23 protein-coding genes are annotated in these 21,272 nt (G+C 67.6%); 11 read left to right on the top strand and 12 right to left on the bottom strand.

Features of this window, described 5'->3' with window-relative positions; genetic code table 11:
* The first annotated feature begins 98 nt into the window (after window positions 1-98).
* The 3 genes from ACWPXK_RS00825 (at window position 99) to ACWPXK_RS00815 (ending at window position 2,849) form a co-directional block, all read left to right on the top strand.
* Window positions 99-521, top strand: coding sequence for a VOC family protein (locus tag ACWPXK_RS00825; protein WP_454194100.1), 423 nt, complete (start codon window positions 99-101; stop codon window positions 519-521).
* Between the two features lie 769 nt (window positions 522-1,290).
* Entirely contained in the window at window positions 1,291-2,463 is a 1,173-nt protein-coding gene (locus ACWPXK_RS00820) for a hypothetical protein (protein ID WP_454194099.1), read from the top strand.
* A 59-nt stretch (window positions 2,464-2,522) separates the two neighbouring features.
* Window positions 2,523-2,849, top strand: coding sequence for a hypothetical protein (locus tag ACWPXK_RS00815; RefSeq protein WP_454194098.1), 327 nt, complete (start codon window positions 2,523-2,525; stop codon window positions 2,847-2,849).
* Window positions 2,850-2,910: 61 nt separating this feature from the next.
* On the opposite strand, the gene ACWPXK_RS00810 is transcribed toward ACWPXK_RS00815, so the two are convergent.
* The 4 genes from ACWPXK_RS00810 to sdhC all read right to left on the bottom strand — a co-directional run bounded on the left by ACWPXK_RS00810 (window position 2,911) and on the right by sdhC (window position 6,382).
* Complete coding sequence (locus ACWPXK_RS00810; RefSeq protein WP_454194097.1) at window positions 2,911-3,684, bottom strand: succinate dehydrogenase iron-sulfur subunit; 774 nt, start codon at window positions 3,682-3,684, stop codon at window positions 2,911-2,913.
* On the bottom strand, window positions 3,684-5,453 hold the full coding sequence (sdhA, locus tag ACWPXK_RS00805) for a succinate dehydrogenase flavoprotein subunit (protein WP_454194096.1): 1,770 nt from the start codon (window positions 5,451-5,453) through the stop codon (window positions 3,684-3,686). Before sdhA ends, ACWPXK_RS00810 begins: the two co-directional genes overlap by 1 nt.
* A gap of 93 nt (window positions 5,454-5,546) precedes the next feature.
* Window positions 5,547-5,978 carry a succinate dehydrogenase hydrophobic membrane anchor subunit gene (locus ACWPXK_RS00800; RefSeq protein ID WP_454194095.1) on the bottom strand — a complete coding sequence of 144 codons (432 nt, stop codon included), beginning with the start codon at window positions 5,976-5,978 and terminating at the stop codon, window positions 5,547-5,549.
* 5 nt (window positions 5,979-5,983) lie between these two features.
* Window positions 5,984-6,382, bottom strand: coding sequence for a succinate dehydrogenase, cytochrome b556 subunit (gene sdhC / locus ACWPXK_RS00795; RefSeq protein WP_454194094.1), 399 nt, complete (start codon window positions 6,380-6,382; stop codon window positions 5,984-5,986).
* A 276-nt stretch (window positions 6,383-6,658) separates the two neighbouring features.
* On the opposite strand from sdhC, the gene ACWPXK_RS00790 reads away from it, so the two are divergent.
* Window positions 6,659-7,060 carry a cytidine deaminase gene (locus tag ACWPXK_RS00790; RefSeq protein WP_454194093.1) on the top strand — a complete coding sequence of 134 codons (402 nt, stop codon included), beginning with the start codon at window positions 6,659-6,661 and terminating at the stop codon, window positions 7,058-7,060.
* A 70-nt stretch (window positions 7,061-7,130) separates the two neighbouring features.
* On the opposite strand, the gene ACWPXK_RS00785 is transcribed toward ACWPXK_RS00790, so the two are convergent.
* On the bottom strand, window positions 7,131-7,391 hold the full coding sequence (locus tag ACWPXK_RS00785) for a hypothetical protein (protein WP_454194092.1): 261 nt from the start codon (window positions 7,389-7,391) through the stop codon (window positions 7,131-7,133).
* A 92-nt stretch (window positions 7,392-7,483) separates the two neighbouring features.
* On the opposite strand from ACWPXK_RS00785, the gene ACWPXK_RS00780 reads away from it, so the two are divergent.
* From ACWPXK_RS00780 to ACWPXK_RS00770, 3 genes are all read left to right on the top strand, one after another.
* Window positions 7,484-8,773: a thymidine phosphorylase gene (locus ACWPXK_RS00780; RefSeq protein WP_454194091.1), complete on the top strand. Its 1,290-nt coding sequence runs from the start codon at window positions 7,484-7,486 to the stop codon at window positions 8,771-8,773.
* A 382-nt stretch (window positions 8,774-9,155) separates the two neighbouring features.
* Window positions 9,156-10,253 carry an adenosine deaminase gene (locus ACWPXK_RS00775; protein WP_454194090.1) on the top strand — a complete coding sequence of 366 codons (1,098 nt, stop codon included), beginning with the start codon at window positions 9,156-9,158 and terminating at the stop codon, window positions 10,251-10,253.
* A gap of 127 nt (window positions 10,254-10,380) precedes the next feature.
* The gene (locus tag ACWPXK_RS00770) at window positions 10,381-11,037 is read left to right on the top strand and encodes a hypothetical protein (RefSeq protein WP_454194089.1); all 657 of its coding nucleotides are present in this window, start codon (window positions 10,381-10,383) and stop codon (window positions 11,035-11,037) included.
* Here the strand turns inward: ACWPXK_RS00770 and ACWPXK_RS00765 are convergent, their stop codons facing one another.
* The 5 genes from ACWPXK_RS00765 to ACWPXK_RS00745 form a co-directional block, all read right to left on the bottom strand.
* The gene (locus ACWPXK_RS00765; protein ID WP_454194088.1) at window positions 11,038-12,285 is read right to left on the bottom strand and encodes a primosomal protein; all 1,248 of its coding nucleotides are present in this window, start codon (window positions 12,283-12,285) and stop codon (window positions 11,038-11,040) included. It lies immediately after the preceding gene.
* 26 nt (window positions 12,286-12,311) lie between these two features.
* Window positions 12,312-12,659 (bottom strand): YbaB/EbfC family nucleoid-associated protein, encoded by a 348-nt coding sequence (locus tag ACWPXK_RS00760; RefSeq protein ID WP_454194087.1) that lies wholly within the window; start codon window positions 12,657-12,659, stop codon window positions 12,312-12,314.
* Between the two features lie 360 nt (window positions 12,660-13,019).
* The gene (locus tag ACWPXK_RS00755; protein WP_364325234.1) at window positions 13,020-13,361 is read right to left on the bottom strand and encodes a hypothetical protein; all 342 of its coding nucleotides are present in this window, start codon (window positions 13,359-13,361) and stop codon (window positions 13,020-13,022) included.
* Complete coding sequence (locus ACWPXK_RS00750; protein WP_454194086.1) at window positions 13,358-14,458, bottom strand: C40 family peptidase; 1,101 nt, start codon at window positions 14,456-14,458, stop codon at window positions 13,358-13,360. Before ACWPXK_RS00750 ends, ACWPXK_RS00755 begins: the two co-directional genes overlap by 4 nt.
* A 4-nt stretch (window positions 14,459-14,462) precedes the next feature.
* The gene (locus tag ACWPXK_RS00745; RefSeq protein WP_364325240.1) at window positions 14,463-14,774 is read right to left on the bottom strand and encodes a hypothetical protein; all 312 of its coding nucleotides are present in this window, start codon (window positions 14,772-14,774) and stop codon (window positions 14,463-14,465) included.
* A gap of 153 nt (window positions 14,775-14,927) precedes the next feature.
* Here ACWPXK_RS00745 and upp point away from each other — a divergent pair, with 153 nt between their 5' ends.
* Window positions 14,928-15,551, top strand: coding sequence for a uracil phosphoribosyltransferase (gene upp, locus ACWPXK_RS00740; RefSeq protein WP_454194085.1), 624 nt, complete (start codon window positions 14,928-14,930; stop codon window positions 15,549-15,551).
* 12 nt (window positions 15,552-15,563) lie between these two features.
* Here upp and ACWPXK_RS00735 read toward each other — a convergent pair whose 3' ends face one another.
* Together ACWPXK_RS00735 and ACWPXK_RS00730 are read right to left on the bottom strand one after the other, a co-directional pair.
* The gene (locus ACWPXK_RS00735; protein ID WP_454194084.1) at window positions 15,564-17,060 is read right to left on the bottom strand and encodes a phospho-sugar mutase; all 1,497 of its coding nucleotides are present in this window, start codon (window positions 17,058-17,060) and stop codon (window positions 15,564-15,566) included.
* Window positions 17,061-17,840 (bottom strand): purine-nucleoside phosphorylase, encoded by a 780-nt coding sequence (locus ACWPXK_RS00730; RefSeq protein ID WP_454194083.1) that lies wholly within the window; start codon window positions 17,838-17,840, stop codon window positions 17,061-17,063. It abuts the gene before it with no gap.
* 124 nt (window positions 17,841-17,964) lie between these two features.
* On the opposite strand from ACWPXK_RS00730, the gene ACWPXK_RS00725 reads away from it, so the two are divergent.
* From ACWPXK_RS00725 to ACWPXK_RS00715, 3 genes are all read left to right on the top strand, one after another.
* Window positions 17,965-18,663 (top strand): enoyl-CoA hydratase-related protein, encoded by a 699-nt coding sequence (locus tag ACWPXK_RS00725; RefSeq protein WP_454194082.1) that lies wholly within the window; start codon window positions 17,965-17,967, stop codon window positions 18,661-18,663.
* A gap of 59 nt (window positions 18,664-18,722) precedes the next feature.
* Window positions 18,723-19,961, top strand: a complete 1,239-nt coding sequence (locus tag ACWPXK_RS00720; protein ID WP_454194081.1) for a M20 family metallopeptidase — start codon at window positions 18,723-18,725, stop codon at window positions 19,959-19,961.
* Window positions 19,962-20,077: 116 nt separating this feature from the next.
* The gene (locus ACWPXK_RS00715; protein ID WP_454195383.1) at window positions 20,078-21,217 is read left to right on the top strand and encodes a M20 family metallopeptidase; all 1,140 of its coding nucleotides are present in this window, start codon (window positions 20,078-20,080) and stop codon (window positions 21,215-21,217) included.
* Window positions 21,218-21,272: the final 55 nt, after the last annotated feature.

The raw sequence follows: 21,272 nt of genomic DNA, 5'->3' as shown, positions 1-21,272 counted from the left end.
CTCCAAGAATCACGACAGAGGGTGTCGTGATTTGTTGGGAGTCTTGATTCGGCGGCCATCGGACAGCCCGATCGGCCAGTCCATGAAGGAGCGTTCAAGTGGGTTCTCAGGTCAATCCGTGTATCACGTTCAATGGCAACGCGCGGGAGGCGATGGAGTTCTACCAGCAGGTCTTTGGTGGCGCGTTGGAGGTTTCGACGGTCGCGGACTTCGGCTCACCGGACTCGCCGAGCGCTGACAAGGTCATGCACTCTCGTCTGGACACCTCTGCCGGCTACACGTTGATGGCATGGGACTTTCCGGATGAAAGGCCCGGCCACCCTCCTTATCGGCCGGGCAACAACGTTGCGATCTTCCTCGGTGGCGGCGACGGAGAACTCCGCGACTACTTCGAGAAGTTGTCCGTCGGTGGCACCGTTACGCTGCCTCTTGAAAAGCAGGTATGGGGAGATGAGGCGGGCTCGCTCGTGGACCAATTCGGGATCAGCTGGATGTTCAACATCACCGCCAAGCAACACTGATCAGCGACGCGCTGCCGCACTTGCCTGGATCGTTGACATGCGATGGTCCACCGCGCCGTGCATGCGAGCAACCTTACTGGCCTAGCCAGGAGGACGATCATCTGCCAGAGTGTCCGCGGCCGGACGATTTCTGCGTGCTGACCTGGGATGGCCCGAGCGTTAGAGGCTGTGGCGGTACCACGCGGACAAGGAGAAGAATGAATCGTGAGATTCCGCCAGGAGGCTGGCTTCACAACCTACTTGGCGGCGGCCGGTGGTGACAGCCCATCGAGGGCCTCGCGTCCGAGTCGGATGATGTTACCAAGTGCTGATGCATCGAGGTAGAGCTCGAAGGTGTCGCCGTCACCGAAGATCAGTGTGACGGCTTGGTCCTCTGGGTGGAGGAGTGGGCGTACGGGGCACCGTCCGTCGATGCATGCCCAAGCGCCGATCTTCAAAGTTTCGAACATGACTGTCCTCTTGCGTGGGTTGGAGCCGTCGTGTGTGGAGCTGTGTCAACGGTCGCAGTAAGGTGGGCCTGGCAGGAGTGCCATCAGGGGCGTTGCAGGGGTTAGTCGGGGGTATGCTGCGTGCACTCGACGGGTATTGGGGGTCGTGCCTATGTCTGTGCAGGTTCAGTGGACCGGGCTGGAGGGTGCGTGCGCTGCGGGATGCCCTGCGCGAGACGCGGCTCGGGTTCTGTCAACTTGCTGGAGTTCCCTTCGACACGCTTCGGAACTGGGAACGCAAAGGTGCGAAGCTGACCCTCCGTGCGCAACACGCCGCGATCATGGACACCTTTCTCGCGCGAGCAGACGCAGACCAGCGGACAAGGTTCCAACTGCGTTGTGATGAGCTGCGACGACAGTCTGGGCTGGGTCGAGCCCCTAAGCTCTTTAGCGACGAGTCGCCCGGTCTGCACGACCCCCAGTACCTCACCGAGACCGATGACATGAATCGGCGCGAACTGCTGCAGTCGCTATCCGTGTCCAGCGCGGCGCTGGCGACGTCCATCGACTGGGACAGGGTCGTCGCATCCGATGACGTCGACCGCCGAATCGAGATTGCCACGACCGATCAATACGCGGCAATGAACCAACTTCTGTGGCAGCAGTATTCATCAGCACCGACGAAAGCTGCGGCCTTACCTGCAGTCCGCGAGCACTTGAGTGTGCTGGTCAGCGGTCTGCGCCGTTCGGACAGCGACTCGGTCCGTCGTCGTGTCTGCGAACTTGCGGCCGAGATATCCCAGTTGGCCGGAGAGATTCTGTTCGACGGTGATCGGTATCCTGAGGCGGCATACTGCTATACGGTTGCCGCATCTCTCAGCAAAGAAGCTGCTGCTTGGGATCTTTGGGCCTGCGCCTTGACCCGGCAGGCTTACATCAGCATCCACGACAATTGCTTTCCTGCGGCGGTGACACTGGCCGAGTCGGCGCGGCACATTGCGCGACGCGGGGATCATGCTCTGAGCACACGGTATTGGGCCGATGCGGTGCATGCGCAAGCGCTGGCCGGACTCGGCGACTATGACGGGTGGGGGCGTGCCGCCGACTCAGCCGAAGGGGTGCTGTCCATGAGCTACCTGAGATCCAACGGGTGGTTGAGATTCGACGGCGATCGCCTGGCCGAGGAACGAGCTACGTGTCTTGTCCAACTCGATCAACCTGACCGCGCTGAACAGATTCTCGATGACGCTCTGAACAACCGGCTTTCGTATCGGCGCCGCGCCAGCGTTCTCGTAGATCTGGCTGCGATCGGTGCAGTGAAGAGCGACCCATTCCAGGCGGTCATGTATGGCGACGCTGCGCTGGATCTCGCTCGGCAAACCCGCTCCGGATACATCGCTCGTCAGCTCGAGAATCTACGCCGTCGACTCGCGCCCCTCGGAGACGACCGGCATGTCGAGCACCTGGATCGCCAGATCGTCGCATTGTCACAGAACTACGCCAAATCAATCTGAGGAGAGCCGTGCAAGAATCCGACCGCGGTCGCATCTTCCGACAAGCATGGATCGACGGAGTGAAAGCTCATTACCCGGGTGATCCGAAGCCGGGGTACATCGCACCCTGGGATGACATGCCGGAATGGGAGCAGGCCAGCGCGATTGCCGTGTACGACCAGGTTGCCGCCTTCGTGGTAGCTAGCGGCGGGAATACGAGCAAGCTCAGCCGGGCGCAGAAAGGTAGATGGCTCGCGCTGTGCTGGATCGCGCAGATCTACAAGCACATTCCCGACCCGAAGCCGGGGTATGTGGCGGATTGGGATCAGTTGCCCGAGTGGCAGCAGGAGACGGACGCTGACATCTTCGAGGTGATCGAGCGTTCGATGGCGGGAGTAACTCGCTGATCACATGGCGAAGGCCGCCCTGATCGAAAGATCGGGGCGGCCTTCGGGTTCGGTGCCTGGGTCAGCGGGTGAAGAGCAGGGCTCGTTTGACTTCTTGGATGGCCTTGGTGACTTCGATGCCGCGGGGGCAGGCGTCGGTGCAGTTGAAGGTGGTGCGGCAGCGCCAGACGCCTTCGACGTCGTTGAGGATGTCGAGGCGTTCGCGGGCGGCTTCGTCGCGGCTGTCGAAGATGAAGCGGTGGGCGTTCACGATCGCGGCCGGGCCGAAGTAGCTGCCGTCGCTCCAGTACACGGGGCAGGAGGTGGTGCAGCAGGCGCACAGGATGCATTTGGTGGTGTCGTCGAACCGGGCGCGGTCGGCCTGGCTCTGGATGCGCTCGCGGGTGGGCTCGTTACCCGTGGTGATCAGGTAGGGCTTCACCGCGCGGAACGCGTCGAAGAACGGCTCCATGTCCACCACGAGGTCCTTCTCCACGGGCAGGCCGCGGATCGGCTCGACGGTGACGGTGATCGGCTTGCCGCCCTTGGGCAGCATGTCCTTCATCAGCACCTTGCAGGCCAGCCGGTTGACGCCGTTGATGCGCATGGCGTCGGAACCGCAGACGCCGTGCGCGCAGGAGCGGCGGAAGGTGAGCGTGCCGTCCAGGTAGGACTTGATGTAGATCAGCACGTTCAGGAAGCGGTCGGTCGACAGGACCGGCACCTGGAAGGATTCCCAGTGCGCGCCCTTGTCGTCCTCCGGGTTGAACCGGGCCACCTTGACGGTGATCATCACCGAGCCCTCGGGGACCGGAGCGGGCTTCTGCGAAGAGGGTGCTTCGGCAACAGCAGTCATCAGTACTTACGCTCCATCGGCTCGTAACGGGTCTGCACCACCGGCTTGAAGTCCAGGCGGATGTCCGAGAGGAGATCCGAGCCTTCCTTGTAGGCCATCGTGTGCCGCATGAAGTTCACGTCGTCGCGGTCCGGGTAGTCCTCGCGGGCGTGGCCGCCGCGCGATTCCTTGCGATTGAGCGCGCCGACCACGGTGACCTCGGCCAGCTCGAGCAGGAAGCCGAGCTCGACGGCCTCGAGCAGGTCGCTGTTGTAGCGCTTGCCCTTGTCCTGCACGCTGATCCGCGCGTACCGCTCCTTGAGCGCGTGGATATCGGTGAGCGCCTGCTTGAGCGTGTCCTCGGTGCGGAACACCGAGGCGTTGTTGTCCATCGACCGCTGCAGCTCGGTGCGGATGTCGGCGACCCGCTCGTCGCCGTGCTCGCTCAGCAGCTGGGCGAGCCAGTCCTGCACCATCTGCGCCGGGTTCTCCGGCATCTCGACGAACTCGCTGCGCTGCGCGTACTCCGCGGCGGCGATACCCGCGCGCCGGCCGAACACGTTGATGTCCAGCAGCGAGTTGGTGCCGAGCCGGTTGGCGCCGTGCACCGAGACGCACGCGCACTCGCCCGCGGCGTACAGGCCCGGGACGACGTCGGTGTTGTTACGCAGTACCTCACCGCGGATGCGGGTCGGGATGCCGCCCATCACGTAGTGACAGGTCGGGAACACCGGCACCAGTTCCTTCACCGGGTCCACACCGAGGTAGGTGCGGGAGAACTCGGTGATGTCGGGCAGCTTCTCCTCGAGCACGTCCTCGCCGAGGTGGGTCACGTCGATGTAGACGTAGTCCTTGTTCGGTCCGGCGCCGCGGCCCTCCAGCACCTCGAGCACCATCGAGCGGGCGACGATGTCGCGCGGCGCGAGGTCCTTGATAGTGGGGGCGTAGCGCTCCATGAACCGCTCGCCGTCGGCGTTGCGCAGAATGCCGCCCTCGCCGCGGACGGCCTCGGAGATCAGAATGCCGAGCCCGGCCAGACCCGTCGGATGGAACTGGTGGAACTCCATGTCCTCCAGCGGCAGGCCCTTGCGGAACACGATCGCCATGCCGTCACCGGTCAGCGTGTGCGCGTTCGAGGTGGTCTTGTACATCCGGCCCGAGCCGCCTGTGGCGAACACGATCGACTTGGCGTGGAAGACGTGCAGTTCACCGGTGGCCAGCTCGTAGGCGACCACGCCGGTGGCAACCGGGCCGCGATCGGTCTCGGTCAGCACCAGATCCAGCACGTAGAACTCGTTGAAGAACTCCACGTCGTGCTTGACGCAGTTCTGGTACAGCGTCTGCAGGATCATGTGGCCGGTCCGGTCGGCGGCGTAGCACGCGCGGCGGACCGGGGCCTTGCCGTGATCGCGGGTGTGGCCGCCGAAGCGCCGCTGGTCGATCTTGCCTTCGGGCGTGCGGTTGAACGGCAGGCCCATCTTCTCCAGGTCGAGCACGGCGTCGATGGCCTCCTTGGCCATGATCTCCGCGGCGTCCTGGTCGACCAGGTAGTCACCACCCTTGACGGTGTCGAAGGTGTGCCACTCCCAGTTGTCCTCTTCGACGTTGGCCAGTGCGGCGCACATGCCGCCCTGCGCCGCGCCGGTGTGGCTGCGGGTCGGGTACAGCTTGGTCAGCACCGCCGTCCGAACCCTGGGGCCGGCCTCGATCGCGGCGCGCATGCCCGCGCCACCCGCGCCGACGATCACGACGTCGTAGCGGTGCTCCTGAATCGGTCGGGATTCACTCATGCCTGCACCTCGCTCCGCTCGGCTCCGGCATGTGTGAAACACGCTGTGCTGATGATTCGTTCGCTGCGCTCACTCATGGGAGGGGGCCTGTTCCTAACTGATGTTGGGGTCGAAGGTGAAGATGACGTAGGTGCCCACGCTCATGACCAGGATCATCGAGATGGCCAGCAGGGTCTTGAGCCAGAACCGGGTCGAGTCCTTGCGGGAGTAGTCATCGATGACGGTGCGCAGACCGTTGCCACCGTGCAGCTGGGCGAGCCACAGCATGCTCAGGTCCCAGAACTGCCAGAACGGGCTGGACCAGCGACCGGCGACGAAGGCGAAGTTGAGCCGCTTCACGCCGCCGTCGAGCAGCAGCATGATCGCCATGTGACCGAGCACCAGCACGATCAGCAGCAGGCCGGAGAAGCGCATGAACAGCCAGGCGTACTTCTCGAAGTTGTTGCTCGAGCGGGCGCGCGGCGAGCGGGGCAGATCCAGGCTGGCCGGGCGGTCGTACGACTTGCCGAGAACAGGTGCGCTCATTTTCCTCAGTGCTCCGTGAACAGGTAGAAGAACTGGCGCCCGACAGCGGGAACGGCCAGCAGGAACCACGCCGCGAGGACGATCCAGAGCATCAGGCGCTGGTACTTCGGTCCCTTGGACCAGAAGTCCACCAGGATCACGCGGACGCCGTTGAGCGCGTGGAACAGCACGACCGCGACCAAGCCCATCTCCATCAACGCGACGATGGGCGTCTTGTAGATATCGATCGCCTCGTTGTAGGTCTGCGGGCTGACGCGCACCAGCGCTGTGTCCAGCACGTGGACGAAGAGGAAGAAGAAGATGGTGACGCCGGTGATCCGGTGCAGCGCCCACGACCACATTCCGGGGTCGCCTCGGTACAGCGTCTTCCGCTTCGGCTGGGCCGGAGCTTCAATCGTGGTCATAGAGTGCGGTGCCTCCAACGTCGTTGATGGACCCGGTTTCAGGTCCGACGCCGGCGGCGTTGGGGGCAATTGCCCAGGTGGCTGTACTCCGGCCCGTCGCGGGGAACCTGAACCGATCTGTTCTGGACTCTAATCCCCCAGCAATCCCGGAACTAATTCGGCGTGCCGTGCGTTGCGCGACAAAGGATCGGGTTAGGTTTACCTTTCTCGACACGCGCGGGGTTCTGTCCTGGCCCTCGTGCGGCCATCTTCGGCTCGGTTCGAGAGGGGTTCGCCATGTCGCAAATCGACTGGAATACGTTGCGCAACAGTGCAATTCGAGTTATGCAGAATGCCTATGCACCCTACTCGCGGTTTCCGGTCGGCGCCGCTGCTCTCAGTTCCGATGGCCGAATTGTGAGCGGTTGCAATGTGGAGAATGTCTCATATGGATTGGCCCTGTGTGCCGAATGTGTACTCATCGGTAACTTGATTTCGGGGGGTGGGGGTCGCCTTCTGGCGGTCTCGGTGGCCGATTCTCGCGGCGAAATCCTGATGCCCTGCGGGCGCTGCCGCCAATTGCTCTACGAGCACGGTGGAGCCGACCTCCTGGTTGATCACAAGGCGGGAGCGGTGCCGCTGCGCACACTGCTCCCGGATGCCTTCGGCCCCGACGACTTGGACGCCGGTCAGGTGTGAGCGCGGCTCGTCAGCACTCCGCCTCGAGAGCGGCGTCGACATCGTCGTCGGGCTTCCCCCGCCTCACCCGTCAGTACTCGGTCTCGAGGGCGGCGTCGATATCGTCCTCGGTGGGCATAGTCAGGTTCGGGAACTCGAGCGGTGGGATCCCCATCCGCTCCATCATCAGCGCCAGACCTTGCCCCAGCCGGTTGACGCCGTCGATCAGCTGGGCGTGGACGATATCGGTCTTCGTCGCATGCCTGGTCAGCTCATAGATGGATGTGCCGTAACTTTCCTCGACATCGCGGACCCTTGTCTCCAAGCCTGCCACCCGACGGTCCATGGTCATCGCTTCCCCCAACCTCGAACGAATGATGGGGCGAGGCTAGCGCATGCCACCGACAGGAACCAGAGTCGAAGCTGCATGCCAGACTGACGAATGTGACGGCACTGGACGCGGTTTCGATCATCAGGACCAAGCGTGACGGTGGGGAACTCTCCGACGCGCAGATCGACTGGGTGATCGACGGGTTCACCCGCGGCGCGGTGGCCGACGAGCAGATGTCGGCGCTCGCCATGGCGATTGTCTGGCGCGGGATGACGCGGCGCGAGACGGCCAGGTGGACCGCCGCGATGATCGCCTCCGGACGGCGCATGGACCTCACCGGCCTGCCGCGACCGACCGTGGACAAGCACTCGACCGGCGGGGTCGGCGACAAGATCACGCTGCCGCTGGTGCCGCTGGTGGCCGCGTGCGGCGCCGCGGTGCCGCAGTTGTCCGGGCGCGGCCTCGGCCACACCGGAGGCACCCTGGACAAGCTGGAATCCATCCCTGGCTGGCGGGCGGACGTGCCGGTGTCGCGAATGCGCGACCTGCTGGCCGACCCGTGCATCGGCGCGGTGGTGTGCGCGGCGGGCGCCGACCTCGCGCCCGCGGACAAACGGCTCTACGCCCTGCGCGACGTCACCGGCACGGTCGAATCGATCCCGCTCATCGCCAGTTCGATCATGAGCAAGAAGATCGCCGAGGGCACCGCGGCGCTGGTACTCGACGTCAAGGTCGGCTCGGGCGCCTTCCTGAAGACACTCGACGGGGCGCGTGAACTGGCCACGGCCATGGTCACGCTGGGCGCCGACGCGGGCGTGCGGACGGTGGCGCTGCTCACCGCCATGGATACCCCGCTCGGCCGGACCGCGGGCAATGCCCTGGAGGTCGCGGAATCGGTGGAGGTGCTCGCGGGTGGTGGGCCCGCCGACGTGGTGGAACTGACCCTCACCCTGGCCCGTGAGATGGTCGCGGTGGCCGGGCTCGACGTCGACCCCGCCGACGTGCTGGCCGATGGCCGGGCGATGGACCAATGGCGCGCGATGATCCGCGCCCAAGGCGGCGACCCGGACGCGCCGCTACCCGCCGCCGCGCACACCGAGGTCATCCGCGCCGACGCCGACGGCGTGCTGACAAGGCTCGACGCGATGGGCGTCGGTATCGCCGCCTGGCGGCTCGGCGCGGGCCGCGCGCGTCAGGGTGATCCGGTGCAATTCGGCGCCGGAGTCGAAATGCACGCGAAACCGGGCGACTCCGTCACCGTGGGACAACCGCTGCTCACCATGCACACCGACACCCCCGAGTCATTCGCGGGTGCAACCGCGGCCCTGCGCGATGCCGTCACCATCGGCACCGCGCACGAGCTCGCACCCGCACCATTGATCCTCGATCGGTTCGTGGCCTGATCGTTGGGAAAGGCCTGCCGGTTCGGGTTGCTTCCGCGCCGAATCGCTTCCTGGCCTCATCGCACGACTGGACACGAAGTAGGCAACCGCTCGGATCGGTCGGGGCACGCGTGGGCGGCTCGCTCGTTCATCGCGGTGGCGGCCGTAGCCTCTCCGGGCCGAAGTGCGGTGTCCAACTCGATCCGGCGCTGATCGCGGCGTCGAGAGGATCCCGGTTCGCGCGGTGGCAACTGTCGAGCCGATGCGTTCGCTCGCACTGGGCCGGTGGTATCGGTCCGGCTGGTGTCGCTTTGTGGACCGGCCCGCATCCGGTCGGCAACGAGATGGTTGCCACGGCAGGAGTCCGGCTGCCGTTTCGGCGCGCTGCGGCTACCGTCGATACATGACTGGACCGATGCCTCTGACCCTTGCCTCGATCCGACAGGCGCCGAAAGCGCTGCTGCACGATCACCTCGACGGTGGTCTGCGGCCCGCCACGGTGCTCGAGCTCGCCGCGCACAGCGGTTACGACGACCTACCCGCGACCGATGAGGCGTCGCTCGCGGCCTGGTTCCGGGACTCGGCCGACAGCGGTTCGCTGGAACGGTATCTGGAGACCTTCGACCACACGGTCGCCGTGATGCAAACCCCCGAGGGCCTGCGCCGGGTCGCCCGCGAATGCGCCGAGGACCTCGCCGCCGACGGCGTGGTGTACGCGGAGGTGCGCTTCGCTCCCGAACAGCACTTGGAGCGCGGGCTCACGCTGGACGAGGTGGTCGAACACACCCTTGCCGGTTTCCGCGAGGGCGAGGCGGCCGCCGCCGAGCAAGGCCACACCATCGTGGTGACCTGCCTGCTCACCGCGATGCGGCATGCCGCCCGCTCGCGGGAGATCGCCGAACTCGCGGTGCGCTTCCGCGATCGCGGGGTCGGCGGCTTCGACATCGCGGGCGCGGAGGCGGGCTTCCCGCCGAGCAGGCATCTCGACGCGTTCGAATACATGCGTGCCAACAGTGCGCACTTCACCATCCACGCGGGGGAGGCGTTCGGTCTGCCGTCCATCCACGAGGCGCTGGCGTTCTGCGGCTGCGACCGGCTCGGTCACGGCGTGCGGATCACCGACGACATCACCGTGCCCGGCGCGATCGAGGACGCGCGGCTCGGGCTGGTCGCCAACTACGTCCGGGACATGCGCATTCCGCTGGAGCTGTGTCCCTCGTCGAACGTGCAGACCGGCGCCGTGCCCTCGCTGGACAAGCACCCCTTCGACCTGCTGGCCCGGCTGCGCTTCCGCGTCACGGTCAACACCGACAACCGGCTGATGAGCGACACCAGCATGAGCAAGGAGATGCTCAAGCTGGTCGAGACGTTCGGTTACGGATGGAGCGATCTGGAACGGTTCACCATCAACGCCATGAAGTCGGCGTTCATCCCGTTCCCCGAGCGGCTGCGGATCATCGACGACATCATCAAGCCCGGATACGCGGTGTTGATCGGATAGCCGACGGACAACGGCGTCGAGGTTCTCGGCGGTGAGGCTGACGCGCCGGGCTCTGTCGCACACGAGATGCGCTCGAATCGGTGCAGAGGCTCCGGCGGTCGATGACCGGTTCGCTAGCGTGACGATCATGGCGACATTGCGCATCCCCCGTCGGTTCAACGGTCCGCCCGACTCCGGCAACGGTGGCTACGTGGCCGGTTTGCTCGCCGAGCAGTGCGACGAGGAGACCGTGACCGTAATCCTGCGCAGCCGCCCGCCGCTGGAGACGCCGCTCGACGTGCGCGACGGACGGCTCTACGACGGTGACACGCTGATCGCGCAGTCGGCCGGCGGCGAGCTCGAGCGGGACGCGCCGCGTCCCGTCCCGTTCGCCGAAGCTGTCGCGGCGTCGGACACCTATGTGAGCATCGAGATGTTCGCGTCCTGCTTCGTCTGCGGCAGCGGTCGCGCGGACGGCCTGCGCATCGAACCCGGCCGGGTGGGCGAGAACCGAGTAGCCGCATCGTGGATACCGGACGACACCGTGCCGCTGAGACCAGCGCTGCTGTGGGCCGCGATGGACTGCCCCGGCGGCTGGTCGCTACCCGGCATGCTCGACCGTCCCGCCCTGCTCGGCTCGATGACCGCCACCGTGCACGACCTGCCGCAGGTCGGTGAGCGCTGCGTCGTCGTGGGGGAGTACCACGGCGAGCAGGGCCGCAAATGCTTCGCCTCGACCGGCGTCTACGGCGTCGACGGACGCCTGCTCGGACAGGCCGAACAGGTCTGGATCCGGCTGACCTGATTACTGCTTGTCGAGCCGGGACTCCAGGGTGCGTTCCAGCTCCCGCCACGCCTGTGCCTCGGCGGTGAACGGCGGGTTGGGCGCCAACCGGGTCGGATCCGGATTCAGCAGGTAGGAGACGTACCAGCCCAGCGGGGTGGATTGCGCCAGCGCTTGCTCGACCGTGTCATCGTCGGCGTAGTCGGCGGCGTCGGTGAACAGCTCGACCGCCAAGTCGAGTTGTTCGATGTCGACCGCCTCCGGTCCCTCCGCCAAGTCCTCGGACAGACCGGGCAGCACGTACACGTTCTCGTCGGTGACCTCGACCTCCAGCGAGCCGTCCACCGCCGCGGTCTGCACGTCGGCGAAGGTGCTCACCCGGGCCAGGTCGTGCTCATGGTCGTCGGCGAGGTACCGGGCCAGTGCGCGCTCGGAGGGGAACACCGTGATCGTGCCCTTTGCGCCGAGGAAGATCGGTTCGTCGTCCAGGTAACAGCGCAGCGTGAAGAAGCTGCCCTCGGACGTGACGATCTTGATCGGGTCGATGCCGACCTCGTGCCAGAACGACTCGTCCTCGTCCTCCTCCTCGTCGTCGTCGAGGTCGACGGGCTCGAACTCCTCCTCCTCGTCGCTGTCGGCCGCGTCGTCGGCGTCGACCACATTCTCCTCGGCGGCCAGGAGCTCGGCCTCGGCGACCGCGACCGCCTCGGCGTCGACCTCGGGGGTCTGCACCACGGAGTCGATGGCATCCAAGACGTCGTCCCAGCCCTTGGCGATGGCCGCGCCGATCTGGTCCCACAGCTCCTCGCCGTCGCGCCCGACGAAGGTGCTCACCCCACCGGGCAGCGCGCCGAGCACCGGATGCGAACCGAAGAACTTGGTCACCGTCTCCAGTTCACAGACCTCGCCGATGTTGCGCACCATGCCGAGGGTGTCCTCCAGCTCGGCGATGGTGTCCACGTCGGGCTCACCCGCGGCCAGTTCGGGCACCGCGACCAGATCGAAGGTGAAATTCTCCTCCGGCTCCAGTTCGACGGCCGAGAGACCCGCGACGACTTTCCATGCCGGATGGTCCACGAGGTCGTTGTCGGAGTTGGTGCGGATGAACGCGGCCAGCTCAGCAACGGACTCGAAACCGTAGAGGGCGTCCTCGTGTCCGAGGAACGCCTCCCACTCGTCGTCACCGTCTCGCCAGCGCGGTGCCCACAGGGTGACGAGATCGCCGTCGGTCAGGCCGAGCTCGATCGGGACGATGTCTCCAGAAGCCATGTGCGGAAGCCTATCGACCTTCCGCGTCAGGCACTATCCGGCCCGCCCCCATTCGTCGCTCCGGGCGGCTGCCCGGCCGGGACGAACGACTCGTTCAGTGTCGCAACGACCTTGGACCGCTGTGCGCCGGCGTCCTCGGCGGCCTGCCTGCACGCCCAGACGATCAGCTGTCCGACCTCGGCGGGCGGCAGCGACGTGACCGATTCCGCCAGCGTCAGACCCACGAGCGCGCCATCGCTGTTCACCTCGACGCTCACCGCGCCATCCTCGCTGGTGAACCGTCCGCGCACCTGCTTCAGCCCGTACAGCGCCGCCTCCAGCGCCTCCAGCTTCTGGGTCGCCGACGCGACCAGAGCGTCCATTTCCGCGCTCATGCTTCCACCTCGCTGGCGCTCGGCTCCAGCATGACCGCGAACGCGGCTGTGTCCATGATTCGCTCGCTTCGCTCCCTCATGCCGCTTCCACCTCGCTGGCGCTCGGCTCCAGCATGACCGCGAACGCGGCTGTGTCCATGATTCGCTCGCTTCGCTCCCTCATGCCGCTTCCACCTCGCTGGCGCTCGGCTCCAGCATGACCGCGAACGCGGCTGTGTCCATGATTCGCTCGCTTCGCTCCCTCATGCCGCTTCCACCTCGCTGGCGCTCGGCTCCAGCATGACCGCGAACGCGGCTGTGTCCATGATTCGCTCGCTTCGCTCCCTCATGCCGCTTCTACCTCGTTGGCGCTCGGCTCGTTCACACCGGCCTCATCCAGCTCGTCGGACCTGTATCCGCGTCGTCGATCCGGTCCAGCTCGTCCACCGCCTGTTGGCGGGTGGGCAGGCCGAGCCGGTCGAGGATGTCCGCGGGCATGCCCGCCTCGGCGAGCAGTTCGCGCCGTCGCGCCCGCGCCGCGATGGCGGAGCGCTGGGTGAGCCGCAGGATCTCGTTGGCGAGTGACTGTGCGCCGTACCGGTATTCGCTGCGCTCGAACTTGATCTCCACCGGCATGCCCTGGTCGGTGGCCCGCACCGAGATGGTGCCCGACCGGTTGCTGCTGGCCGCGACGGTGACGTTGGGGATTTGCGGTTGGGTCATGCTGTCGGCCTGTAGAAACCGTAGAAGTCCATACCTGAGTTCTCCGTTCGAATCGAGCTGATCTGGACCGGGTCACCCGCCTCGACGAACTGCCCGTTGCCGATCACCATGGCCACGTGGCCATCCCAGATCGCGAGGTCGCCGGGCATCAGGTCGCCGGGGGACACCGGTGTGGCCCCGCTGCCCTGCTCGGCGGCGAGGCGGGGCAGGTCGACGCCTGCCTCGCCGTAGGCGTACTTGGTGAGCCCGCTGCAGTCCAGTCCCGCGCCGGGGGTGTTGCCGCCCCAGACGTAGGGGGTGCCGAGGGTGCCGATCGCCGAGCGGACCGCCGTGGCGGCCTGCTCGTTCGGCGCCTCCACGACGCTGCCGTCGGGCAGCGTGATCTTCACGCCCTTGCCGTCGTCGGCCGTCCCCGAACCGGTGTCCGGCCGGGGCACACCCGGAGTGCCCCGCGTGGTCCCGGGAGTTCCTGGTGAGCTCATCGCGGTGCTCATCATCTGGCCCGCGCCGGTGAGCACGCCGGACGCGGTGGAAACCACCTGCTGGACGCCGGAGGCGGCCGCGGCGACGGGCACTCCGGAGGGCGCCGGGGTCGGTGGCGGCGGGGTCAGCTCGTTCATCGACGCGGTTTGTGTGTGCAACTCATTCTGTACCCGGCCGACCACGTTGAGCGCTTGGCCGAGATGGTCGATCGCCGACCCGACGAGCACCGTCAATCCCTGCGGCGTCGCCAAGGCCGGACCCATGCTCGCGGCGGTGTTCACGAACGACTGCGCGATATCGGTGAGTTCTTTCTGGCCCGTCTCCACCTCGGCGGCGGCCTGGTTCACCACCGTGGCCATCTCGTTGCCGCGATCGGAGATGGTGGCCGCGGAGGTCTGCACCCGCAGCGCCTTGGCGGTGGCGGCGTCGGCGGCGCGGCCGTCCCACGCGGCGTTCATCCCGTTGATGCTGTCGCGACCCATCTGGTGTATCTGGTCGACCACGGCCGAGGTGCTGCGCAGCGCGTCGGTGGGACCGCCGGTGGGCAGCACGCCGGTGCCGAAGCTGGCGAGCAGGTCCAGGATCGGTTTGGCCAGCGCGTTGATATCGATCACAGGCTCACTCCAGTTCGGTGGCCGCGTTCTGCAGCGCGCTCGCGGTGGAGGTATCGGTCTCGGTGAGGACGGTCGCCGCGCCGGTGGCCGCGCCGCCCATGCTGGTCAGCACCGCCGACAGTTGCCCGATCGCGGCGACGTGCCCGGCGTGTGCCGCGGTGTAGGCCGCCATGAAATCGGCGCCGATGAGTCCCATGATCGGGCCTAGCAACGCGGGCTCCGCCGCGGCCGCGCTGACCCCCGCCGCCGCCATCTCGCCCGCCATGACGTGGGCGGTCGCACCATAGGCGGCGATGCCCTCCGTGTCCGCCGACATCTTTCGCATCAGAGCTTCCCCCATCTGTTGTTCCCAGGCAGAGTACGTCATCCACTTGGTTCGACGCGCGCTGTTGCGGTTCGGTTCCGCCGCTTCGGAAAAAAGTCGCGTCGAGTCCGGCGGCGCGCCAGTGATCGACCTTATCGTTCCCTCATGCGCACCCACACCGTGGACCATCCACTCGTCGCCGCCCTGCTCACCACGATGCGGGACGAGCGCACGCCGAATCCGGCTTTCCGTGCCGCACTACGTGATCTGACCGGAATCCTGATCTACGAGGCGCTGCGCGAGGCGCCGGTCGAGCGTTTTCCGATCGTGACGCCGGTCGCCGCCACCGAGGGCGTCCGGCTGGCGCGGCCGCCGTTGCTGGTTCCGGTGCTGCGCGCCGGGCTCGGCATGATCGATGCGGCCGCCGAGTTGATCCCCGACGCCAGAATCGGATTCGTCGGCCTGGCCAGGGACGAGAACACCCATCTGCCGGTGCCCTATATGGAATCGCTGCCCGCCGACCTCGCCGGATTTCCGGTCTTCGTGCTCGACCCGATGCTGGCTACCGGCGGCTCGATGCGCTACACCCTGGAACTGCTCGCGGCACGCGGCGCCACCGACATCACCGCGGTGTGCGTCGTCGCGGCGCCGGAAGGCATTGCGGCGCTGGAAGACTCGGGTCTGCCGGTGCGCCTGGTCACAGCGGTGGTCGACGCGCGACTGAATGAGAACGCCTTCATCGTGCCCGGCCTCGGCGATGCGGGCGATCGGCAGTTCGGCCCGCGCTGACCCGGGGCGGAATCAGAGGGTCAGGCAGAAGTCGCGCAGCGCCGAAAGGCGTACACGCGCAGCGGTTCGCGCGGCTGGAAGGTCGGCATGCGCGCCGACCGGCTCGACCACCTCCAGGTAGCACTTGAGTTTCGGCTCGGTGCCGGAAGGACGCACGACTACGCGGGATGAGGCGCCTTCGAAGATCAGGGCGTCGGTCCGCATCCGGCCGCGCACCTGGAGCTGGTCGGTGTATTTCACCGGCTCGCCCGCGATCTCGCCGGGCGGGTTCGCCCGCAACCGCTCGACCACCGCCGCGGCGTCTGCGGCCGACGCCAGTCGCAGCGCCACTTGGTCGCCCGCGTGCAAGCCGAATTCGACCGCGTAGTCGTCGAGTTCGCCGGTCAGAGTGCGGTCCGCCGCCTTCAGCCGGGCGACCAGGTCGGCCACGAGCACCGCGGCGGAGATGCCGTCCTTGTCCCTGACCTTCGCCGGGTCGACGCAGTGGCCGATCGCTTCCTCGTAGGCGTACACCAGGCCGTCGCCCGCGCGGGCGAGCCACTTGAAGCCCGTGAGCGTCTCCGCGTAGCGGCCGCCGCGCGCCGGAGCCAGCTTGGACAGCAGCCGCGAGGACACGATCGTCGTCGCCACCAGCGCGTCGGCCGCGGCGGTGCGCAGCACGCAGTCTCCGAGCAGCACACCGGTCTCGTCGCCGCGCAGCATCCGCCAGGTGCCGTCCGGCCGCGGAACACCCACCGCACAGCGGTCCGCGTCCGGGTCCAGCGCGATCGCCACGTCGGCGCCGACCCGGGCGGCCAGCGCGAGCAGCAGGTCGGTGGCGCCGGGTTCCTCCGGATTCGGGAACGCGACGGTGGGGAAGTCAGGGTCGGGCTCGAACTGCTCGTCGACCAGGTGGATGTCGGCGTAACCGGCGGCGGTGAGTGCTTCGACGGCGAGGTCGCCGCCTACGCCGTGCAGCGGGGTGAGGGCGATCCGGATATCCGCGCGCTCGCCTGGACCGCCGATCAGGCCGGGCAGTTCGGCGACGCGCCGCAGGTAGCGTCGCACCATATCGTCGTTCGCGGGGGCAACCGGCGCACGATCGACCGGCTCGGTGACCTTCTCGATGCAGCGCTCGATTTCGGTGTCGGCCGGGGCGATCAACTGCGAACCGCCGTCGAGGTAGACCTTGTAACCGTTGTCGGTAGCCGGATTGTGCGATGCGGTGATCTGCACGCCCGCGACCGCGCCGAGCTCACGCACCGCGTAGGCGACCACCGGCGTTGGCAGCGGGCGCGGCAGCAGCGTCACCGGAAAACCCGCCGCGGCGAAGATTTCCGCGGTCGCCGTGGCGAACTCGGCGGACCCGTGCCTGGCATCGCGGCCGACGACCACCGCGCCGCCGCCGAGACAGCGGCCGCGCAACCAGTCCACGATCCCTGCGGTCGCCCTGGTCACCGTGGTGACGTTCATACCGTCCGGACCGTCGCGCAGCGGGCCGCGCAGCCCGGCCGTGCCGAAGCGCAGCATCTACACCCGTTCCAGCACGCCGCGCAGCAGTTTGCCCAGGCGCGGCGCGGCGGCATGTCCTTCGGCGAGCACCTCGGCGTGCGACAGATGCGCGCCCGTGACGCCCGCGGCCAGGTTGGTGACCAGCGAGATGCCGAGCACTCGCGCGCCGAGCGCGCGGCAGGCGATCGCCTCCAGCACCGTGGACATGCCGACCAAGTCCGCGCCGATCGTGCGCAGCATCCGGATCTCGGCGGGGGTCTCGTACTGCGGACCGGTCAGGCCCGCGTACACGCCCTCGGTCAGGCTCGGGTCGACTTCCCGGGTCAGCGCCCGCAACTCGGGATCCCAGGCGTCGACCAGATCGACGAATGTCGCGCCCGCCAGCGGCGTCCGGCCGGTCAGGTTGAGGTGATCGCTGATCAGGACCGGGTCGCCGACCCGGAGGCCGGGACGGATGCCGCCCGCGGCGTTGGTCAGCACGACGATTTCCGCGCCCGCGGCGATCGCCGCCGTCACCGGATGCACCACGTCGCCGGGCTGGTAGCCCTCGTAGAGATGCTGTCGGCCCATCAGCAGCAGCACGGCGGTGTCGTCCACCTGGACCGAGTAGACCATGCCGACGTGGCCCTGCGCGGTCGGCGTCCCGAAACCGGGCAGCTCCGGCATCGGCACCGACGCCCGCGGCGCCCCGATCTCGGCGGCCGCGTCCTGCCAGCCGGATCCCAGCACCACCGCGACCCGGTGGCGCGGCACTCCCGTACGTTCGGCGATCGCCTCGGCGGCCTCTTGGGCAAGCATGATCGTCACTCTAGCGCCAGGTCGGCGGGCGGATGGGTGGTCCAGGGGAGATGACGCCACGGGGGTGACACTCGAGCCCTACCCGCGAGTAGGACGTTCCGTGGCCGCCGGATACGCTGCCCCCATGCCGTATCTGGAACGCCAAGGGGAAGTTTTCGTCCTCTACCTCGGGGCCGAGGGACAGACCGACAGTGAGAACCGCTTCCACCCGGACTGGATCGACGAATTCCACGCGCTGCTGGACAAGGTCGAGAGCTCCGAGGGTCCCGCCGCGCTGGTGACCACCGCGACCGGCAAGTTCTACAGCAACGGCCTGGACACCGATTGGCTGTTCCCCAACATGGACAAGATCCACGGCTACCTCGACCGCGTGCATTCGCTCTACACCCGCCTGCTCGGCTTCCCGCTGCCGACCGTCGCGGCGATCAACGGCCACGCCTTCGGCGCGGGCGCGATGCTGGCCACCTCGCACGACTTCCGGGTGATGCGCGCCGACCGCGGCTTCTACTGCCTGCCCGAGGTGCACCTCGGCATGCCGTTCACCATCGGCATGAACGCCCTGCTCACCGAGCGGCTGAGCAACCAGGTCTGCGTGCAGGCGATGACCACGGGTCACCGCTACCCGGCCGACGAGGCGATCGCCGCGGGCATCGTGGACGGCAAGGCGGACGCCTCCGCGCTGGTCGCGACCGCTGTCGAGCGGGCGGCCGCCCTGGCGGGCAACCGCAAGCCGAACCTGCCGGTGATCAAGCGTGCGCTGCACGCGAAGGCGCTGGCCGGACTGGCGGTACCGACCACACCGGAGAACCTGGCCTTCGGCTGACCCGCCCTCCGCGGTAGCAAACAGAGCCGGTTTGCTCACACAGTGCGAGACTGTGTTGCATGCCACCACCGCGCAGCGACCAATCGCACCGCGATGACCACGCTGTGTGCTCGGACGCCGACGCGGCTGGTCGCAGCGACGCGGCGATCACCGCGGCGTCCGCCGAACTGATCGCGCTCTCACACGCGATCCACGCGGAACCGGAGCTGGCGTTCGAGGAGACGCGTAGCGTCGCCAAGACCATCGCCCCGCTGGCCGAGCGCGGTTTCCAGATCGAGACCGGTATCGCGGACCTGCCGACGGCGTTTCGCGCCAGCTACGGCAGCGGGCCGCTCACGGTGGGCCTCTGCGCCGAATACGACGCGTTGCCCGAGATCGGGCACGCTTGCGGCCACAACATCATCGCCGCTTCCTCGGTGGGTGCGGCGCTGGGCCTGGCCGAGGTCGCCGACGCGCTCGGCATCACCGTGCTGGTGTTCGGCACGCCCGCCGAGGAGAGCGGCGGCGGCAAGGTGCTGATGCTGGAGCGCGGAGTGTTCGACGACGTCGCGATGGCGATGATGGTGCACCCGGGTCCGCTCGACATCGTGGGGGCCCGCTCGCTGGCGCTGGCCGACGTGTCGGTGGTCTTCCACGGGCGCGAGGCGCACGCCAGCGCGGCCCCCGAGCAAGGCCGCAACGCGGGTGACGCGGTCACCGTCGCGCAGGTCGCTCTCGGGTTGCTGCGACAACATCTCCTGCCGGGCCAGCAACTGCACGGTATAGTCGGCGAGGGTGGCGTAGCTCCCAACATCGTGCCCGGACGTGCGGAACTGCTGTATTACCTACGCGCAGTCGACTCCGCATCCCTCGACGATCTGACGCGACGAGCGTCGGCTTGCTTCGAGGCGGGCGCCCTCGCGACCGGCTGCACCCACGAAATCCGGACGCTCGCGCCGACGTACACCGAGTTGACCCCGGATCCGGAGTTATTGTTCGCCTATCGCGAGCAGATCATCGGATTGGGACGCGTGCCGCTCGCCCCGGAACTCGAGGCGCAGCGGCCGCTGGGCAGCACGGACATGGGCAACGTGACCAATGTCATTCCGGGCATTCACCCGGTCATCGGCATCGATGCCGGTGGTGCGGTGACACATCAGCCAGGCTTCGCCGCGGCGAGCGTCAACGCCTCGGCCGATCGTGCGGTCGTCGACGGTGCGCTCGCGCTCGCGCGTACCGCGGTCGGGGTCGCACGCGATGACATCCATAGAGACAGGTTGTTGCAACGGCTAGTTCAACGACAGGAGGACATTCGGTGAGCACATCCGGCCGTTCGGCGGCGCAGGCGACGGTTCCGACCGCGGGCGCCCGCGTCGTCACGGAAGGCCTCGGGAGTTCCGCGGTGTCGGAGACCAGGCGGTCCGGGCGGGAAGTGGTGGAGTCGTGGCTGGCCGATCACACGGTCGACCTGGTCCAGTGGCGACGGCATATCCACGCCAACCCGGAACTGTCCCGCACCGAGTTCGGCACCACAGAGTTCGTCTCGGCATGGCTGACCAAGGCGGGCCTGGCGCCGCAGGTACTTCCCGGCGGCACCGGGCTCATCTGTGATATCGGGCCGGAGGGGCGCCGGATCGGTCTGCGCGCCGACATGGATGCGCTGCCCCTGCAGGAGTTCACCGGACTGAGCTTCGCCTCCACCGTGCCGGGCGTGTCGCATGCGTGCGGCCACGACGCGCACACCACGATCCTGCTCGGCACGGCCCTGGCCCTGGCCGAGGTGCCCGAGCTGCCGGTGGGTGTGCGGCTGGTCTTCCAGCCCGCCGAGGAGATCATGCCGGGCGGTGCGATCGATGTGGTCGCCACCGGTGCGATGGCGGGCGTCGAGCGGATCTTCGCGCTGCACTGTGATCCCCGTCTGGAGGTGGGCCGGGTCGGCATCCGCGTCGGCGCGATCACCTCGGCGGCCGACACCATCGAGCTGGTACTCGACTCACCGGGCGGCCATACCTCACGCCCGCACCTGACCAGCGACCTGGTCTACGCGATCGGCACGGTGATCACCGGCCTGCCCGGCCTGCTGAGCCGCCGCATCGACCCGCGCACCAGCACCGTGATGGTGTGGGGCGCGGTGAGCGCGGGCAAGGCGCCGAACGCGATTCCGCAGACCGGCATGCTCACCGGCACGATCCGCACCGGCGATCACGACACCTGGTCGCTGCTGGAGCCGATGGTGCGCGAGATCGTCGACGGGCTGCTCGCCCCGACCGGCGTGCGGTACCAGCTCAACTACCGGCGCGGCGTGCCGCCCGTGGTCAACGAGGAGCACTCCACCCGCATGTTCGAGGACGCGATCCGCGCCCTCGGTCCCGACGCGCTGTCGGACACCATGCAATCCGGGGGCGGCGAGGACTTCTCCTGGTACCTGGAAGAGGTGCCGGGCGCGATGGCCCGCCTCGGTGTCTGGTCCGGCGAAGGCGAACAGCTGGATCTGCACCAGCCGACCTTCGACATCGACGAGCGGGCGCTCGCGGTCGGTGTCCGGGTACTGAGCAATATCGTGCTCTCTGTCTGATTTCCAGCGCCTGCGGCGCATGCGCTTCGCCCGCTCGGACGCGAGACGGGCCGCG

The sequence above is a fragment of the Nocardia sp. Marseille-Q1738 genome (genome assembly GCF_965283145.1).
The sequence above is the reverse complement of the archived record's forward strand: the minus strand, read 5'-3'. Positions and strand labels throughout refer to the sequence as shown.

Coding starts and splice junctions, on each gene's coding strand:
- ACWPXK_RS00820 (WP_454194099.1), top strand. CDS start 1,291: ATGGACACCTTTCTCGCGCGAGCAGACGCAGACCAGCGGACAAGGTTC.
- ACWPXK_RS00810 (WP_454194097.1), bottom strand. CDS start 3,684: ATGACTGCTGTTGCCGAAGCACCCTCTTCGCAGAAGCCCGCTCCGGTC.
- sdhA (WP_454194096.1), bottom strand. CDS start 5,453: ATGAGTGAATCCCGACCGATTCAGGAGCACCGCTACGACGTCGTGATC.
- ACWPXK_RS00800 (WP_454194095.1), bottom strand. CDS start 5,978: ATGAGCGCACCTGTTCTCGGCAAGTCGTACGACCGCCCGGCCAGCCTG.
- sdhC (WP_454194094.1), bottom strand. CDS start 6,382: ATGACCACGATTGAAGCTCCGGCCCAGCCGAAGCGGAAGACGCTGTAC.
- ACWPXK_RS00790 (WP_454194093.1), top strand. CDS start 6,659: ATGTCGCAAATCGACTGGAATACGTTGCGCAACAGTGCAATTCGAGTT.
- ACWPXK_RS00785 (WP_454194092.1), bottom strand. CDS start 7,391: ATGACCATGGACCGTCGGGTGGCAGGCTTGGAGACAAGGGTCCGCGAT.
- ACWPXK_RS00775 (WP_454194090.1), top strand. CDS start 9,156: ATGACTGGACCGATGCCTCTGACCCTTGCCTCGATCCGACAGGCGCCG.
- ACWPXK_RS00770 (WP_454194089.1), top strand. CDS start 10,381: ATGGCGACATTGCGCATCCCCCGTCGGTTCAACGGTCCGCCCGACTCC.
- ACWPXK_RS00765 (WP_454194088.1), bottom strand. CDS start 12,285: ATGGCTTCTGGAGACATCGTCCCGATCGAGCTCGGCCTGACCGACGGC.
- ACWPXK_RS00760 (WP_454194087.1), bottom strand. CDS start 12,659: ATGAGCGCGGAAATGGACGCTCTGGTCGCGTCGGCGACCCAGAAGCTG.
- ACWPXK_RS00755 (WP_364325234.1), bottom strand. CDS start 13,361: ATGACCCAACCGCAAATCCCCAACGTCACCGTCGCGGCCAGCAGCAAC.
- ACWPXK_RS00745 (WP_364325240.1), bottom strand. CDS start 14,774: ATGTCGGCGGACACGGAGGGCATCGCCGCCTATGGTGCGACCGCCCAC.
- upp (WP_454194085.1), top strand. CDS start 14,928: ATGCGCACCCACACCGTGGACCATCCACTCGTCGCCGCCCTGCTCACC.
- ACWPXK_RS00735 (WP_454194084.1), bottom strand. CDS start 17,060: ATGCTGCGCTTCGGCACGGCCGGGCTGCGCGGCCCGCTGCGCGACGGT.
- ACWPXK_RS00730 (WP_454194083.1), bottom strand. CDS start 17,840: ATGCTTGCCCAAGAGGCCGCCGAGGCGATCGCCGAACGTACGGGAGTG.
- ACWPXK_RS00725 (WP_454194082.1), top strand. CDS start 17,965: ATGCCGTATCTGGAACGCCAAGGGGAAGTTTTCGTCCTCTACCTCGGG.
- ACWPXK_RS00720 (WP_454194081.1), top strand. CDS start 18,723: ATGCCACCACCGCGCAGCGACCAATCGCACCGCGATGACCACGCTGTG.